This is a genomic window from Longispora albida DSM 44784 (assembly GCF_000379825.1).
GTDB classification, from domain to species: Bacteria; Actinomycetota; Actinomycetes; order Mycobacteriales; family Micromonosporaceae; genus Longispora; species Longispora albida.
Map to the genome: position 1 here is coordinate 122,789 of NZ_KB903818.1, position 15,767 is coordinate 138,555.

Here is a 15,767-nt window from a genome sequence, read left to right on the forward strand (position 1 = left end):
GGCTGGTGAACTGGCTCGACGTCATCGGCTGGGCCGGATCGGCCCTGCTGGTCTGGTCGCTGCTCCAGACCCGGATCCTCCGGCTGCGCGCTTTCAACCTGGTCGGCTGCCTCGTGCTGATCGGGTACAACGCCGCGCGGTCCGTCTGGCCGATGGTCGGGCTCAACGTCGTGCTCTCGATCATCAACGTGTACTACCTGCGCAAGATGCTCGCCACCCGCCACGACGAGCGCACGTACTCCGTGATCGAAGTGGACCCCGACGACCAGTTCCTCTCCTACGTCCTCGACCAGCACGCCCCGGACATCGCCCGGTTCAACCCCTCCTACCGGCGTACCTCCGGCGGCCTGGCCTTCCTGGTCGTGTCCGGCGACGAGACGGCGGGCGTCGTCCTCGTCCGCCCGGAACCCGGCGGCATCGCCCAGGTCGAACTCGACTACGTGACCCCGAAGTACCGCGACTTCACCCCCGGCGAGTTCGTGTACCGCCGCAGCCAGCTCTTCGCCGCGCGCGGCTTCCACAAGGTCGTCACCCCGCCCGGCATGGTCGCCCCGTACTACGCCCAGCTCGGCTTCCGCCCCGAGGGCGACTCCTACGTCCTCGACATCTCCCGCTGAGGGCTCTGAGGGTCTCGCGCCGGGCTGGTTATCCACAGAGTTATCCACAGGCTCTGTCCACGGGGCCGCACTGCCTCGGGATAGACAAGATCGCCGATATCCACTAAGGACGGACTTCGTTGCAGATCTTGTTTTTGGGTGCTTAAGGTGACCGGGCTGATCTACCCGTACATGCGTATGAACCGGGAGAACACGTGCCCCTGCACCCCAACGTCCACCAAGGCCTGCACGGCGAAGGCTTCGTCCACGCCCTGGCCTCAGCCGCCGGGCTGGTGACCTCGCGGCTGAACATCGATGTTCTCGGCATCGACTGGCTGATCGCCTGCCCCGACCCTGTTGACGGCAGCCACCCGCCGATGGCCGAATTCCAGGTCAAGAGTTCGTCCCGGGAGAGGTTCACTGACGGGAAACTCTCCTTCCAGCTCAAGACGGCGCACTTCAACCACCTGGCTGGAGCCGGGCGCCAACGGCCCAGATTCCTGGCGGTCGTTCTCGTTCCGCCGAAGAAGGAGGACTATGCGGAGTGCACTGACGACGCGATGGAGCTGGCGCGTGCGGCCTACTGGGTGTCGTTAGCCGACCGCGAGCCGATTCCGCTGGGCGACCAGGCTCCGGCGACGGTGTCGGTCACCGTGTACCAGCGGAATCGGCTTACCGTGAACACTTTGACCTCGCTCATGTCCGGAGACCTGGAAGGAGCCGTGCTGTGATCGACAAGCATGGCTGGATCATCGACCTGGCCGCACTGAACGCACGTACGCCAGCCGAGCTCACCGCCTACCTGAGTTTCACGGGCTGGGCGGTCAGGCAGACGGATGACAAGGGGGCTTCCTGGTCGAGGGAGGTCGACGGGAAGGTGTCCTGGGTGCTCCAGCCAGGACACCGGGAGCTCCTCGACTATCCGATCCGGGTTGCGGAGCTTCTGCGGACCCTGTCCGAGGTGGAGGGGCGCGACCAGCTCGACATCCTCCGGGAGATCGGCAACGTCGGGATGGACACCCACCGTGTCCGCGCTTTCCCCGAGGGATACCCGCCCGGCATGATCGGGATCGACGACGGCGTGCAGGCCTTCGAGAGCCTGCGCAACCTGGTCGCCGCCGCGGCGTACGCAGAGAGTGCCGGCCAGCCACGGGCTGTACATCCAGCACGTAAGCCGGCCAACGTGCTCGACCTGCTCCGCGATGTCCGGATCGGTCCAGTGACCGAGGGCAGCTTCGTGTTCGCCGTCCACGTGCCCGTCCCGCCGCTGCTGACGAGCGGCGATCCGGAGAGCCCGGAGACCGACCCGTTCGAGCGCCGGGTCTCGCTGCGCCTCCAGCAAGCCGTCGCCGCGGCTCGGGCAGCGGCCGATTCCGCGATGCGCACCGGCGAGCTCGACGCGTTCACCCGGCTCGTTCCCGAGGGGCTCAGCGCGAATCTGTGTGAGGCGCTGGTCGGGCTGGGCGGTGGCATGCACCATCCGTTCGAGATCGATCTGCGGCTGGCCGCCACCCGGCCCATGCCCGGCCGGACGTTCGCCACGGTCTCCTTCAGCCGGGATCACTTCCCCGTGCTGCGCGCCGCCGCCTCCCAGCTCCGCCAGCTCGTGCCGGAAGCGAGCGTGCTGGTGGAGGGCAACGTCGTCCGGCTGCACCGCGAGGGCACCGAGGCCGGGGAGATCAGCCTCACCGGGACGGTCGACGGCGAGGACCGGCTCCGCCGGATCTGGATGACCCTGCCACCCGACGACTACCAGCTGGCCATGACGGCGCACCGGGAGATGCGCCCGCTGGCGGTGCGCGGTGACCTCATCCGGCGCGGTACCCGGCTGTGGCTGCACCATCCGCACGACGTCCAGACCCGCGAGGACGACTACCGCTGACAGGACGATGGCCCGCTCCCGGCACTGAGTACCGGGAACGGGCCGCACCCGAGGGGCCTGGCTACTGCCGGATTCCCATCCCGCCGCCGGAGCCCGCCCGCAGGGCCAGCCGGGCCGGGAGGGCGGTGCTGGCGAAGGCGAGCAGCGCGCCGCCGCCCAGCACGGCCGCGTAGTACCAGCCCGAGACCCGCACATCGGCTGACCCGGTCATGCCGATGCTGAACGTCGTCAGTACCGCGAAGCTGATCACCGACCCGAACAGGAGGCCGATCACCGACACCACAGCCGACTCCCAGCGGAGCATGCGCAGCACGTGCCGCCGGGTCGCGCCGACCAGCCGGAGCAGGGCGAACTCGCGCCGCCGGTCACCGACAGCCAGGGCCAGCGTGTTGACCACGGCGATCGCGGTGAAGGCGAGTACCAGGCCCATCGCGACGTAGCTGATCTGCGCGTTGACCCGCTGCTGCTCGGCCTGGGCTGCCTTCAGCGTCGTCCGGTCGAGTACCGCCAGGCCGGGGAATGCCTTGGCCAGCCCGGCCGGGTTGCCACCCTTGACCAGGACCATGTCGTTCAGCGGGTTGTCGACGTGGGCGGCGAGCAGGTCACGGTCGAGGGTGAGCTCACCGAAGCCGATCCCGCGGTCGTAGATCGCGATCACGGTCAGCGTCACCGGCGCGCCGTCGCCCATCGTCAGCGGCAGCCGGGAGCCCACGGCCAGGTCCAGCGACTCGGCGGTGCGCGTGCTGACCGCGACCTTGTCCGGTCCGAGGTCGGCGAGCCGGCCAGCGGTCACCGTCAGGTCCATCGTGGAGTCAACTCCGGCCGGGGTCACGCCCTGGGCGCTGAGCTTGGTCAGCCCGTTCCGGACGACGCCGCGCTTCACTTCGGTGACGGCGGTGACGCCGGGCTGCTGGCGGGCGGCCTTGGCCGCGGCACTCGGTACGCCGGGGCCGGCCGCGCCGAGGACGTGCTCGGCCAGCAGTCCTTCGCTCGCCTGCCGCTCGACAGCCCCGCCCATGGTCGTCTGTACGAAGAGGACGGTGCACGCCATCGCCACCATCAGGGTCAGCGGAGTGATCACCGAGGCGAGCCGCCGGGTCGCGGCCTTCGAGTTCTCCGCGGCCAGCCAGCCCATCCGCGACATCCGCAGCGGCAGGGTGAAGACCGCGACGGCGGCCTTCGCCAGTACCGGACCGAGCAGCGACACCGCCACGCACCACAGCAGCACGGAACCGAAGGTCACCGGGGTCGCCGCCGCGTCGGCGTGCAGGATCGTGAGCAGGCCAGTCGTACCAGCGGCCACTGCGGCGACCAGCAGGCCCGCGATCACGCGCCCGGCGCCGGTCCGCTGCTGCATCGACGACTCGGCCAGCGCCTCGGTCGGCCGGATCCGGGTGGCCCGGCGGGCGGAGACCAGGGCGGCGACCAGGCCGGCCCCGACCGTCACGAGCGTCGCGGCCAGCAGCGGCACGAAACCGATCACCGGTTCCATCGCCTCCGGGATGGCTCCGGCCGCCACGAACCTGTCCCGCAGCCACGCCATCACGACGATGCCCAGCGCCGAGCCGAGCCCGCCGGCCACGACCCCGACCACCAGCGCCTCGCCGCCGATCAGCCTGCGGATCTGCTTCGGTGTCGCGCCGATGGCCCGGAGCAGGGCGATTTCCCGGTACCGCTGCTGGAGCAGCAGAGCGAAGGTCCCCGACACGACCAGCACCGCCACGATCAGAGCCGTCCCGCCGAGCGTCCCGCTCATGCTCACCAGCCGGGTCTGCGCCTTGGCCGCGTCCAGGAACTCGAGCCCGCCCCGCGCCTCGCCTTCGTACACGACTGCCGGGGTGCCCTTCACGGCAGCGTCCAGGTCCACGCCCGGCGCGTCCACGCCGAACGCGCTGACCTCGCCCGGGTGGCCGAAGAGCCGCTCCGCTTCGGTACCCGTGAAGAAAACAGCACTCTGCTGCCGCAGCGAACGCACCAGCCCGACCACCGTGTACTTCGCGGGCTCCTGTGTGGACTGCACGGTCACCGTGCCGCCCACGCTCACCCGGGCACGCTCGGCAAGCCCCGCGTCGAGTACCACCTCGGAAGCCGCAGCCGGCGCACGCCCGCTCGTCAGCGTCAGCGGCGTGATCGCGGCGGCCGCCCACGGGTGGCCCCAGGCCGCAGGCCCCTCCGAAGCCCCCGCGACAGCGGCAGGGAAAGTCAGGTCGGCCACGACCGACCGCACGCCCGGCGTCCCGCGCAGCTTCTCGCCCACGCTCGCCGGGATGCGTACCCGCTCGGTCAGCGGCTTGCTCTTGATCTTCTTGCCGGTGTTGTGGTGGACCTCCTGGTCGCCACCGACCAGGGTCATCCCGGTGTAGCGCTCGGCGGGCAGCCCGCCCGTCAGCCCGGTCTGGAGCAGCAGCCCGCACGCTGCCACCAGCGCGGCGGCGCACAGCAGGGCGAGGAAGGCTCCGGCGAAGCCCGCCAGCCGGAAACGCAGTGTCTGAACGGCGAGACCAAACATCAGACCCACGCCCCCAGCCGCGTCATCCGGTCGGCGACCCGGTCGGCGGTCGGCTCGGTCATCGTCTCCACGATCCGGCCGTCGGCGAGGAAGAGCACCTGGTCGGCGTACCCGGCAGCGACCGGGTCGTGCGTGACCATCACGATCGTCTGCCCGGTCGCGTCCACGATCTGCCGCAGCAGGCCCAGCACCTCACCGGCCGTGCGGGTGTCGAGCGCTCCGGTCGGCTCGTCGGCGAACAGCACCTCGGGCCGGGTGACCAGCGCCCGGGCGATCGCGACCCGCTGCTGCTGCCCGCCGGACAGCTCCCCGGGCCGGTGGCTGGTCCGTGCCTCCAGCCCGACCCGGATCAGGATCTCGGTCAGCCAGTTCTCGTCGGCCTTCTTGCCGGCCAGCCGGAGCGGCAGCGTGATGTTGTCGCGGACGGTCAGCGCCGGGAGCAGGTTGAAAGCCTGGAAGACGAAGCCCAGCCGGTCGCGGCGGAGCAGGGTGAGCGCGGTTTCCGACAGCCCGGACAGCTCGGTGTCGCCCAGCCAGACCCGGCCGGCGGTCGGGGTGTCGAGCCCGGCGGCGCAGTGCAGGAACGTGCTCTTACCGGAGCCGGACGGCCCCATGACGGCGGTGAAGGTGCCGCGCGGGATCGTGATCGACAGGTCCCGGAGGGCGTGCACCCGGGCGTCGTTCTTGCCGTACTGACGGCTCACGCCCTCCATCTGTACTGCTATAGCGCGAGAAGTCGGATTGTTGCGGGCGGGACTCATCGTGTGTTGTCCTTTGCGGGGAAGCTTGCGGTGGGGATCGCGGGCATGCCACATGACCGGGTCGCCGAGTTGCCGCTCGGCGGCCCGGGTTCGGATGGTTCAGAAGTACTGGGTCAGCTCGGCGAGGGGAACGCCAGGAACCGCAGGTGCACCGGCCGCGCCTCGGCCGGCGGCTTCCGGCTCGCGTACTTGGCCAGCAGCGCCTGGTACTCGCGCTGGAGCTCGATCAGCTCCGCGTAGCTCAGGTCGACGGTGTCGCGGTCGTAGGGGAGTTCCTGCGCCCAGTCGCCCTCCGGGTCCCTGGCCGCCTGGGCCGCTGCGAACAGGTCCACATCCGCGGCGAAACCGAGCCGGGTGACCTCGTGCAGCACCGGGCGCATCTCGGCGTCCTGCCGGTCGCGGAGCGGGAGCTGCCGGGGCTCGAAGCGCCACCAGCGCTCCCGCCCGGACGCGAGTTCCGGTACCTCGGCGACGAAGCCGTGCCTGGCGAGCTCGCGCAGGTGGTAGCTGGTCGCGCCGGAGTTCTCGCCGAGCACCGAGGCCAGCATGGTGGCCGTGGCCGGGCCGTGCAGTTCGAGGTGCTGGAGGATCCGGTGCCTGCGCGGGTGAGCCAGGGAGCGCAGGGCCTCCAGGTCGGTCACCTCCGCAGGGAGGGAGGACCTCAGTGGGTGGGGTGCTTCCGTCATGCGTCCATGATCACGCATGCACAAGTGATTGTGCAAGGGCGATTGTGCACGATCCTCTGTGCATGGTGCCCTGTGCACAGATGCATTTTGCATACGGTCTCGTGCGCGGTCTGCACGGTGCCCGCAGGGCTTACCCAATGGCGGCTCCAGGCTGGACACATGCCCCGCATGGCCTTACCGCCCGTCCCGACCGCCCGAAAACAACGCTTCGCGCGGAGCCTCTGTAAGGTCTTTGCCCAGCTCACATGCCGATTGTGCCGCAGCCGGATCGCGCTGGCTTCCGCCTCGCTCATGTCACGAGTTCTGCCCTGCTCCCGCCACGAGCGCGCCGATCACGTGTGCCGGCTTCCGGCATCCAGGCCGCTGGGAACAAGGCTCCGCACCACGAGCCGACTATGCACTATGCACAAGAGAACGAAGGCTGCTGTGCACTATGCACAGCAGAACGGAAGCGCTGTGCCCTGTGCATGCCCGGACCGCTGGTGCATGCCCCCCCGGACCAGAAGCGCTCTGCACGACGGACAGGTAGCGCTGTACGCAACGGAACCGAAGCGCTGTACGCGACGAAACCACAGTGCTGGGGCACAACAGGCCGCAAGCAGTGTGCACAAGGAAGCGGAAGTACAGACAGGCCGGCGAGCCTCTTCCCCGTCGGGAGGCTCGCCGGCCTGATCAGCGCGCGTGGAACGATGCCCAGAGCGGGACCTTCGGCGTCACCAGCAGGGGCATGCGCGCTTCGGAGGGAGTACGGTCGCCCTTCCGGCCATTGCAGCCGGCACAGGCCGCGACAGTGTTCTCCCAGTGGTTCTGGCCGCCACGCGAACGCGGCAGGATGTGGTCGATGGTGCTCGCCGAGCCGGAGCAGTAGCCGCAGCGCCTGCCGTCCCGGGTCAGCACTCCGGCCCGGGACCAGGCAGGTCCGCGGCCCCGCCGCCAGCGGGTCACGACGTACTGGACGAGGCGGACCACCTTCGGCACCGGGTACACGCCGATTATCCGGTCGGGCTCGGCCTCGTGGATCTCGGCGACCTGCCGGTAGAGCATGCGGATCGCGTGCTTGAGGCTGACACGGTGCAGGGGTCCGAGGTCGGCGTTGATAACGAGTACGGCGGTCACCGTGCCCTCCTCCTTCGCGTGGTCTTGGGTGGTACCCGGGAAAAGGAAAACCGCCCGTCCCGGGTGGTCCGGGCGGGCGGGTCGGGTGGCGCGGCTGGCGCGCTATCCGGTCCGCTGACCCGGCTGGTCGGAGGGTGCCCAGCGCCGCCAGCTCGCCGCCGTGCCGGCGGTCGGGATGCTGGTCGTGCAGAGCATGGCTGGGCTCCAATGGTCAGGGTGAGGTGCTGCTTGCTGGCAAAACACTACGTCGGCCTGTTCTGAGCGTAAACGCAATTTCCCCGCGCGGTCCAGACTGGACGGCGCGGGGAAACGATGAGTTTCGATTCAGGGTACGAGGACGAGCTTGCCCCGGTGGTGGCCGTGCTCGCTGTCCCTGTGTGCCTCGGCGGCCTCGGCGAGCGGGTAGGTCTTCCAGATCGGGAGTTCGAGGACGGGCAGCGCGACCGCCCGGTCGAGGGCTTCGCGGGTGTAGCGCTCGTCGCCCGGCTCGTGCCCGGAGCTGAACCGGACTCCGTGTTCGGCTGCCGTCGGGTCGGCGATCGTGATGACCCGTTCGGTGCCGCCGGTCAGTTCGACCGACAGTGGCAGCACACCGCGCCCGGAGGCGTCGACGACCGCGTCGACCGTGCCGATGGCCTGGACCCGCTCCAGCAGGCCGTCGCCGTACTCGACCGGGATCGCGCCCAGCGCCCGCAGGTAGTCGTGGTTGCTGGTGCTCGCCGTGCCGATGACCTTGGCTCCGGCGGCCACGGCGAACTGGACGGCCAGGCTGCCCACACCACCGGCCGCGGCGTGGATCAGTACCGTCTCGCCGGCCGTGAGCTTCACCGAGTCGAGTGCCCGATGCGCGGCGTCGGCGGCCACACCCAGCGCCCCGGCCACCTCCCAGGTCAGGGTGGCTGGCTTGGCGGCGATCCGGATGACGTCGGCGATGGCGTGGCCGGCGTACCCGCCCTCGACCATCCCGAACACCTCGTCGCCCACCGCGAACTCGGTGACGCCCTCGCCGACGGCGTCGACGATCCCGGCGGCCTCCAGCCCGGGTACGTGCGGGAACGTGATCGGGAAGAACTGGCTGAGCAGGCCGGCCCGGATCTTCCAGTCGGCCGGGTTCACGCCGGCCGCCCGGACCTTGAGCCGCACCTGGCCGGCCCCGGGCTGGGGCAGTTCCGTGACATTCGTGAGGGCCAGGACGGCCGGGGCTCCGTACTCGGAAAACGTGATCGTGGCGGTGTTCGTGCCGTTGTTCGTCATGCCGGTAACCCTGCCGCCGTCGCGAGCGGGGCGGGAGCGGAGCGGTTTGGCTAGGACCCGGAGTCCCTGGCACATCCTGAACTCCCTAGTACAGTTCATCGGCATGGAGATGGATCGCGCCGCGCTCGCCGACTTCCTGCGCAAGAGCCGGGAGCGGCTCCGCCCGCAGGAGGCCGGCCTGCCCGCCGGTGTCCGGCGCCGGACGCCGGGCCTGCGCCGGGAGGAGGTGGCGATGCTGACCGGCATGTCGGCCGACTACTACATCCGGCTGGAGCAGGCCCGCAGCACGCAGCCCTCGGTGCAGATCCTCGCCGCGCTGGCCCGCTCGCTCCGGCTCACCGACGACGGCCGCGACCACCTGTACCGGCTGGCCGGCCACCACCCGCCGGCTGGCCGCAAGGCTGGCGAGCACATCCGCCCCGGCCTGATGTACCTGCTCGACCAGCTCACCACCACCCCGGCCCAGATCCTCAGCGACCTCGGCGACCTGCTCGCGCAGAACGAGATGGCGACGGCGCTGTTCGGCTCGGTGTGCCGGATCAACGTCGGCAGCCAGAACATCGTGCTCAACTGGTTCACCGACCCGCTGGCCGCCGCCGCGTACCCGGAGGACGAGCGCCGTGAGCGCGGCCGGGCGCACGTGGCGGCCCTGCGCTGGGCGGTGACCCGGCGGGGCCCCGGCGACCAGCGCGCGACGGAGCTCGTGGCGAAGCTGACCAGGGCCAGCGCCGAGTTCCGTGAGCTGTGGGATCTGCACGAGGTGGAGTCGCGCAAGTCGTCCGTGATGCGCGTCGACCACCCGCTCATCGGCCCGATCGTGCTCGACTGCGAGGCTCTGCTCACGCCGACCGAGGACCAGCAGCTGCTCATCTTCACGCCGCCGCCCGGTACCAACTGTCTCGAGCATCTCGACCTGCTGCGCGTGGTCGGCACGGAGCAGTTCGCGGGGAGCACCTCGTGACCGGGCACCTCATGAGCCGGAGTACACCATGAACGGTTTTGATCTGGAGGCGGCGACCATCCTCGAAGTCGTCGTCGGATCGCGGGTCTTCGGGCTGGAGACGTCTGCTTCGGACACTGACCGCCGGGGCATCTTCGCCGCGCCGGCCTCGGCGTTCTGGGGTTTCACGAAGCCGCCGACGCACGTGGACGGGCCGCTGCCCGAGCAGTTCCGCTGGGAGGTGGAGCGGTTCTGCGAGCTGGCTCTGGTCGCCAACCCGAACGTGCTGGAGGTGCTGCACTCGCCGCTCGTCGAGCGGATCACACCGGAAGGTGAGGAACTCCAGGCGCTCCGCCCGGCCTTCCTCTCCCGCCGCGTCGCCGGGACCTACCTGCACTATGCCCGCGCGCAGTTCGTGAAGGCGCAGCGTGGTGTCGAACGCGACGGGCATCCCGTGTGGCGGCACGTCACGCATCTCCTCCGGCTGCTCGCCGAGGGGAAGTCCCTGGTGGAGACGGGTGTCCTCACGCTGTCCGTCGGGGAGGAACGTGAGTTCCTGCTCTCCGTCAAGCGGGGCGAGGTGCCGTGGGCGGAGGTGAACCGCCGCCAGGCAGCCCTCGCCGACGGCCTCGAAGCCGCACTCCCGCGCAGCCCCCTACCCGCCGAGCCGGACACCCGGCGGGTGGAGGAATGGCTGATCTCACTCCGGCGCAGATCCCTTACGCCGTAAGGGCTGTGATCCGCTCCGGGTCGGTGATCGAGTGGATCTCGGCGATCCGTCCATCCCGGACAGTGAACGCCATCAGCGAGAACGGCCTGCCGTCGACGGAAGCCAGGATGCCGGCCAGCCCGCCGATCAGGACCGGGGCAGCGGTGTCTGCGAGCTTCGAGAACATCAGCGCCCGGCCGGCCACCAGCTCTGCGCCGCGTAGCAGTGCCGTCGCGTCGGCGCGCAGCACCACGTCCGGGTCGAGCACCCGGACCAGCGCCTCGAAGTCCCCACCGCGCGCCGCGCTCAGGAACGCCTCGACCACCTGTCGCTGTTTGCCCAGGTCAGGATCTGGCTGAGCCGCGCCCTGCACCTTCTTCCGCGCCCGGCTGGCCAGCTGCCGGGTCGCGGCCTCCGACTTGCCGGCGATCGGCGCGACCTCCTCGAAGGCCACCCCGAACATGTCGTGCAGCACGAAGGCCAGCCGCTCGGAGGGCGACAGCGTGTCCAGCACCACCAGCAGCGCCAGGCCCACCGAGTCGGCCAGCAACGCCTCCTGCTCCGGGGTGACCGGCCCGGTCTCGCGGGTCACGACCGGGTCCGGCACGTGCGTGTCGAAGAAGTCCTCCCGCCGCGACTTGCGGCTGCGCAGCAGGTCGAGGCACACCCGCCCGACCACGGTGGTCAGCCAGCCGGCCAGGTTGGCCACGTCGCTCGTGTCGGCCCGGCTCAGCTTGATCCACGCCTCCTGCACGGCGTCCTCCGCCTCGGCGAAGGAGCCCAGCATCCGGTAGGCCACCGCCCGCAGATGCGGTCTGTGCTCCTCGAACTGCCGCGCCAACTGGTCGTTCTTCTCCACTGGCCAAACCCTCTTTCCCCGGTACCTGTGTGAGGCACGCCCCAGCCACCCCGCGCCAGAACCCCTCAGGAACATGACGCGCCGGACCCGCCCGGTGTGACGTGATCATGGGTACCATCGGCGGCGTGAACCGGCCACCCGTGCACATCAGGCCCATGACGCCAGCCGACGCCACCCAGGTACTCGCGATCTTCCAGGCCGGGATCGACACCGGCGACGCCAGCTTCGAGGAGCGGGCCCCGTCCTGGGCGGCCTTCGACGCCGCGCGCCTGCCAGCCCACCGGCTCGTCGCGACCAGCGAGGACGACGAGGGCACAGTCCTCGGCTGGGCGGCACTGACCGCCTACTCGTCCCGCCCGGTCTACGCCGGCGTCGCCGAGCTCGGCATCTACGTCGACCCACGAGCCCAGGGCCGGGGTGTGGGCGGCGCGCTGCTCGGAGCGCTGGTCGAGGCGACGGAGGCGGCCGGGATCTGGACCCTCCAGGCCGGCGTCTTCCCGGAGAACACGGCGAGCCTCACCCTGCACGAGCGCGCGGGCTTCCGGGTACTCGGCGTGCACGAGAAACTGGGCTGCCAGCGTGGCCGGTGGCGCGACGTGATCCGCCTCGAACGCCGCAGCCGCGTCACGGGTACGTGATGAGGGCAAGAAAAAACCGGCCACTGGTGGCCGGTTCGGGCAAAACTGGAGCGGACGACGAGACTCGAACTCGCGACCCTCACCTTGGCAAGGTGATGCGCTACCAACTGCGCTACGTCCGCATTTCCTTACTGCGGAAAGAACTGTAACGCACAGGTGCCCCGGTATGCGAACCGGGGCCTCCCTGTCCTGGGCGATCACGACCTACTCGACGTGGCTGGGGTCCATGTACAGGATCTCCCACATGTGCCCGTCCGGGTCGGTGAAGCTGCGGACGTACATGAAACCGTGGTCCATCGGATCCTGGGCCGCCGACCCGCCGGAGGCCAGCGCCGCGTCGGCGATCTGGTCGACCTCCTCCCGGGTGTCGGCGCTCAGCGCGATGATCACCTCGGCGACCTTGCTCGCGTCGGCGATCGCCCGGGTCGTGAAGGTCGAGAAGAAGTCCTCGGTGATCAGCATCGCGTAGATGTTGTCCGCGATGACCAGGCAGCCGGCCTTCTCGTCGGTGAACTGCTTGTTGAACGAGTAGCCCAGCTTGGTCCAGAACGCGATCGTCTGGTCCAGGTCCTTGACCGGCAGGTTCACGAAGATGTTGCTGGTGGCCATGACGGGTCTCCCTCTCACTGTGTCTGTCGTGCTCGCACCCATACAGACTCGGCGAGGACCCCGAACTCATCGCTCAGATCGAAAAACTTTTCCCTGGTACCTGCCGGCGCAGGTCAGAGGCCTTCCTTCGCCCCCGCCGCCTCTCCAGCCCGGTCGCGGAACACTCCCCGGACGGCGCGCTCGGCCCGCCGCCGCCACGCCCGCGCGACGAACTCGGCCGCGATGAGCGCCACCACGGTCAGCGCGAGCCCGGAGGCCGCCACGATCAGCTGGGCCTTGCGGACGCCGAGCTCGTTCGAGTCGGCGGTGCGCTGGTCGGTACCGGCCAGGATCTGGGTCGTGATCTTCAGCCGGGAGTTCTCGCCGAGCGAGGCCTGCTTGGCCGCCACCTCCGCAGCGATCGTGTTCAGCACGTGCTTGACGGTGCCGAGCGCCTTGCTCGGGCTCGACGAACTGGCCTCGACCTCGATGATCGACGTCTTCGGCCGCAGCCGCATGAAGTACGAGGGCTCGAAGCCCGCTGTCTCGACAGCCGCCCGCCGGTCGCCGGAGTCCATGAGATGGATGATCGCGGTGGCCAGGTCGGCCGGGCCGAGCATCGTCCACGAGTTGGAGGCCGGGGGAGTCTTGCCCGGAGCCGCAGTCGCCTTGCCGGTCGGCGGCAGCAGCATCACCGAACCCGCCGACTCGAACGACGGCGGAACGTAGTCGCTGACCTGCCAGGTGGCGAAGACCGTGAGCGCCAGCAGCGGTACCCAGACGAACCACCGCTTGACCATCGTGGCCGCCCGGTCGAACCAGTCAGCGGCCAGCGGCATGATCACACCGGTCCTGGCAGCCTTACCGCTGTCCCTACCGGGCATGACGACCTCACGTACTCGCTGTGCTGGTACTCCGGCGCGCGCCGGCGGCCAACCCTACAGCCGATCGGCCCACCCGGCCAGGCAACTGTCGAATACCCGCCCGCCTATCCCTCCCAGCGCACGCCATGAAACCCCGGCGCGACATCCGGGTCGACCAGGTGCACGAGACTCCGCCCGATCAGCCGGAGCTGCGCGACGTCCTTGTGCGCGGACCGCCCGTCGGCCCGCCAGATCCGGTACGCACGCTCCACAGTGGTACCCGCCGCGAACCGCAGCGTCAGCTCGTACCCCTGCCCGGCCGTCCGGAACCACGAGCCGTGATACGACTCCACCGGCGAACCCTCCTTCCGGTACTCCAGCGCGTACGTGTCCCCGGTCCCGAGCGCCGGGAAGAGCAGCTCGGCGGCTACCAACCCCGCTTCCGGTTCGGTACGCACCCGGCCCAGCGCGCAGTCCCGCCCGGCCTCGATCACCGGCAGCCGCCCGCCCTGGACGTGGCTGAGTACGACATGCCGGTGCACCCCCGGCTGCCGGGCCCGGACGACGACCCGGACGACCGAACGCCAGCCAGCCGGCCCGGCCACGGTCACGTCCTCCTGGACCCCGAGCACGTCGACATCCGCCGTCGCGTCCCGCGCGCCCAGCTCGGCCCTGAGCCGCTGTACGGCAGGCCGGGGCGCCCCGGGCTGCAACACGGCCTTCCGCCCGGCCTGCCCCGGCCCGGCGAGCAACTGGCCGAGCACCCCCGGCGGCAACCCGAGAACCCGCTCCAGCTCGGCGACCGTCCGCACGTACCGCTCCTGCTCCGGCCGGGTGACGCCCCGCTGCCAGTTGCTGAGCGTGGAGACACTCACCGGGTACCCAGCCGCCGCCAGCCGCTCCCGGATCCGCTCAAGACTGAGCCCCCGCACCGCGATAGCCCACCGCAGCGCACTGTGAAAAGGCCCGGCACCAACCACATCCCGCAACCGGAGCTCGTCGATAACCAGCCTCCAACCCACCCATCCCGAGACTGCCACGGTAACCAGCCGCTCCACACCGGATACAGAACAGCGGTCCAACGCGGCGCCCGACGCCAGACGGTAACCAGTCAGCGACACAGCAAGACCATTCCAGGAAAGGAAAGATCGAGGTCCGCAGCTTGTGCGGCCTCGATCCATCTCTCAGAGCAGCCCCTCAGCGGGCCTGTTCGTGTCTGACTCACGGAAACTGCCCTGTGCCGGCGGCTTGGGGAGCCTGGCTCGCGACGGAGCCAGCGCGGGCAGCGCCGTGTCAGCCCGGTCAGACCGGTCAGACCGCCAGGCGCCGGCGGAGGTGGTCCTTGCCCTGCTCGGCGCCCTTGCGGCTCTCGGCCTGGGCCCGGCGGAAGAAGTCGGCCAGTTCCTTGTCGCCTGAGCGCTCGGCGTCGGCGATGTAGGTCTCCAGGCGCAGGGCGTTGCTGAGGCACTTCTCCACGAACCAGATCAGGTTGTAGTCCTTGTCGGCTGTACCGGTGACCTGGCCGGTTTCCTCATGGTCTCTCATCGCGTCTCCTCGTCTCTGCCGTGCTTGCCCGCCAGCCCGGTCGGCTTCGTCGATCCGGGTGATGACGCCAGCCGGCAGGGTCACCTTCTTGCCGAAGATCCAGGGACCGGTATCCACCACGATGAAACTGGCATCGGTGGTGTTCGTGGCCTCGTCGATGTGCCCGATCCCGCTCCTGTTGTCTGGCCCCGTTGGGTTTTGAGGCCCGCCCGTCTCACGGGCCCGCACGAGGGGCCGGTCTACTAGTCAGCTACCCCGTGCAGGGCTCGGCAAACCGCGCCGCCGTGCCTGTCGCACGGAAAGTAACCGCCCACGCTGGTCCAGTCCGGCAAAGTGAAACTGCCGGTCCCGCTGGGTGCGGGTCCGGCAGTTTCTTTTTGTTGCTGTTTTTAGAATCCGTAGTCGGCCATGTACTTCGCCGAGCCGTAGATCCAGAGCTGGTCGTCGATGAGGTAGGTGAGGTCGAGTGTGGTGTCGCTGTCCCATGTGGCGACGTCGGCGAAGCGGGCTCCGCCGAAGCCGGTGCCGATGAGGACCCGGCTGGCCCCGTAGGCGTAGAGGTTGCCGTTGAGGGGGCCGCCTTCGATCCGGTAGATGACGTCGCCGCTGCCGTCGCGGTCCCAGTCGGCTACGCCGGCGAAGGTCGCGCCGCCGAAGCCGGTGCCGGCGCGCTGGGGGCCGCTGGCGTTGTACACCATGAGGTCGCCGGCGTTGGGGCCGCCGTCGAGCCGGTAGTACACGTTGGTGGCACCGTCGCCGCGTACGGCGAGGCCTGCGAAGGTCGCGCCGCCGAAGCCGCTGCCGGCGAGCCTGGCGCCGTC

General features: G+C 70.0%; 17 protein-coding genes and 1 tRNA gene. 6 read left to right on the plus strand and 12 right to left on the minus strand.

The window, feature by feature from the left end:
• Window positions 1–5: 5 nt before the first annotated feature.
• The 3 genes from A3G1_RS0111485 (at window position 6) to A3G1_RS0111495 (ending at window position 2,478) form a co-directional block, all read left to right on the plus strand.
• Window positions 6–617 (plus strand): hypothetical protein, encoded by a 612-nt coding sequence (locus A3G1_RS0111485; RefSeq protein WP_018349616.1) that lies wholly within the window; start codon window positions 6–8, stop codon window positions 615–617.
• A 194-nt stretch (window positions 618–811) separates the two neighbouring features.
• Complete coding sequence (locus A3G1_RS0111490; protein WP_018349617.1) at window positions 812–1,327, plus strand: DUF4365 domain-containing protein; 516 nt, start codon at window positions 812–814, stop codon at window positions 1,325–1,327.
• A complete protein-coding gene (locus A3G1_RS0111495; RefSeq protein WP_018349618.1) occupies window positions 1,324–2,478 on the plus strand; it encodes a hypothetical protein in 1,155 nt (384 codons plus the stop codon). Before A3G1_RS0111490 ends, A3G1_RS0111495 begins: the two co-directional genes overlap by 4 nt.
• 61 nt (window positions 2,479–2,539) lie before the next feature.
• Here the strand turns inward: A3G1_RS0111495 and A3G1_RS0111500 are convergent, their stop codons facing one another.
• The 5 genes from A3G1_RS0111500 to A3G1_RS0111520 form a co-directional block, all read right to left on the minus strand.
• On the minus strand, window positions 2,540–4,987 hold the full coding sequence (locus A3G1_RS0111500) for an FtsX-like permease family protein (protein WP_018349619.1): 2,448 nt from the start codon (window positions 4,985–4,987) through the stop codon (window positions 2,540–2,542).
• On the minus strand, window positions 4,987–5,700 hold the full coding sequence (locus tag A3G1_RS0111505) for an ABC transporter ATP-binding protein (protein ID WP_083936866.1): 714 nt from the start codon (window positions 5,698–5,700) through the stop codon (window positions 4,987–4,989). Before A3G1_RS0111505 ends, A3G1_RS0111500 begins: the two co-directional genes overlap by 1 nt.
• Window positions 5,701–5,861: 161 nt before the next feature.
• A complete protein-coding gene (locus A3G1_RS0111510; protein ID WP_051110506.1) occupies window positions 5,862–6,434 on the minus strand; it encodes a winged helix-turn-helix domain-containing protein in 573 nt (190 codons plus the stop codon).
• Window positions 6,435–7,106: 672 nt separating this feature from the next.
• Entirely contained in the window at window positions 7,107–7,550 is a 444-nt protein-coding gene (locus A3G1_RS0111515; protein ID WP_018349622.1) for an HNH endonuclease, read from the minus strand.
• Between the two features lie 324 nt (window positions 7,551–7,874).
• Complete coding sequence (locus tag A3G1_RS0111520) at window positions 7,875–8,804, minus strand: NADP-dependent oxidoreductase (protein WP_018349623.1); 930 nt, start codon at window positions 8,802–8,804, stop codon at window positions 7,875–7,877.
• 103 nt (window positions 8,805–8,907) lie between these two features.
• Here A3G1_RS0111520 and A3G1_RS0111525 point away from each other — a divergent pair, with 103 nt between their 5' ends.
• Both A3G1_RS0111525 and A3G1_RS0111530 read left to right on the plus strand, forming a co-directional pair.
• Window positions 8,908–9,765, plus strand: a complete 858-nt coding sequence (locus tag A3G1_RS0111525) for a helix-turn-helix transcriptional regulator (RefSeq protein WP_018349624.1) — start codon at window positions 8,908–8,910, stop codon at window positions 9,763–9,765.
• Between the two features lie 28 nt (window positions 9,766–9,793).
• Entirely contained in the window at window positions 9,794–10,474 is a 681-nt protein-coding gene (locus tag A3G1_RS0111530; RefSeq protein ID WP_018349625.1) for a nucleotidyltransferase domain-containing protein, read from the plus strand.
• Here the strand turns inward: A3G1_RS0111530 and A3G1_RS0111535 are convergent.
• Window positions 10,464–11,312 (minus strand): sigma-70 family RNA polymerase sigma factor, encoded by an 849-nt coding sequence (locus A3G1_RS0111535; RefSeq protein ID WP_018349626.1) that lies wholly within the window; start codon window positions 11,310–11,312, stop codon window positions 10,464–10,466. The two genes, A3G1_RS0111530 and A3G1_RS0111535, sit on opposite strands and share 11 nt — an antisense overlap.
• Before the next feature lie 107 nt (window positions 11,313–11,419).
• On the opposite strand from A3G1_RS0111535, the gene A3G1_RS0111540 reads away from it, so the two are divergent.
• A complete protein-coding gene (locus A3G1_RS0111540) occupies window positions 11,420–11,950 on the plus strand; it encodes a GNAT family N-acetyltransferase (protein ID WP_040478140.1) in 531 nt (176 codons plus the stop codon).
• Window positions 11,951–11,996: 46 nt separating this feature from the next.
• Here the strand turns inward: A3G1_RS0111540 and A3G1_RS0111545 are convergent.
• From A3G1_RS0111545 to A3G1_RS0111570, 6 genes are all read right to left on the minus strand, one after another.
• Window positions 11,997–12,072, minus strand: a tRNA-Gly gene (locus A3G1_RS0111545).
• Between the two features lie 82 nt (window positions 12,073–12,154).
• Window positions 12,155–12,559 (minus strand): VOC family protein, encoded by a 405-nt coding sequence (locus tag A3G1_RS0111550; RefSeq protein WP_018349628.1) that lies wholly within the window; start codon window positions 12,557–12,559, stop codon window positions 12,155–12,157.
• A gap of 113 nt (window positions 12,560–12,672) precedes the next feature.
• Complete coding sequence (locus A3G1_RS0111555; protein WP_018349629.1) at window positions 12,673–13,422, minus strand: hypothetical protein; 750 nt, start codon at window positions 13,420–13,422, stop codon at window positions 12,673–12,675.
• 104 nt (window positions 13,423–13,526) lie between these two features.
• A complete protein-coding gene (locus A3G1_RS0111560; protein WP_157641062.1) occupies window positions 13,527–14,333 on the minus strand; it encodes a hypothetical protein in 807 nt (268 codons plus the stop codon).
• A 379-nt stretch (window positions 14,334–14,712) separates the two neighbouring features.
• Window positions 14,713–15,063, minus strand: a complete 351-nt coding sequence (locus tag A3G1_RS0111565) for a hypothetical protein (RefSeq protein WP_245563481.1) — start codon at window positions 15,061–15,063, stop codon at window positions 14,713–14,715.
• 272 nt (window positions 15,064–15,335) lie between these two features.
• Window positions 15,336–15,767 (minus strand): hypothetical protein (locus tag A3G1_RS0111570; protein WP_018349632.1); only part of this gene is annotated, 432 nt, incomplete at its 5' end.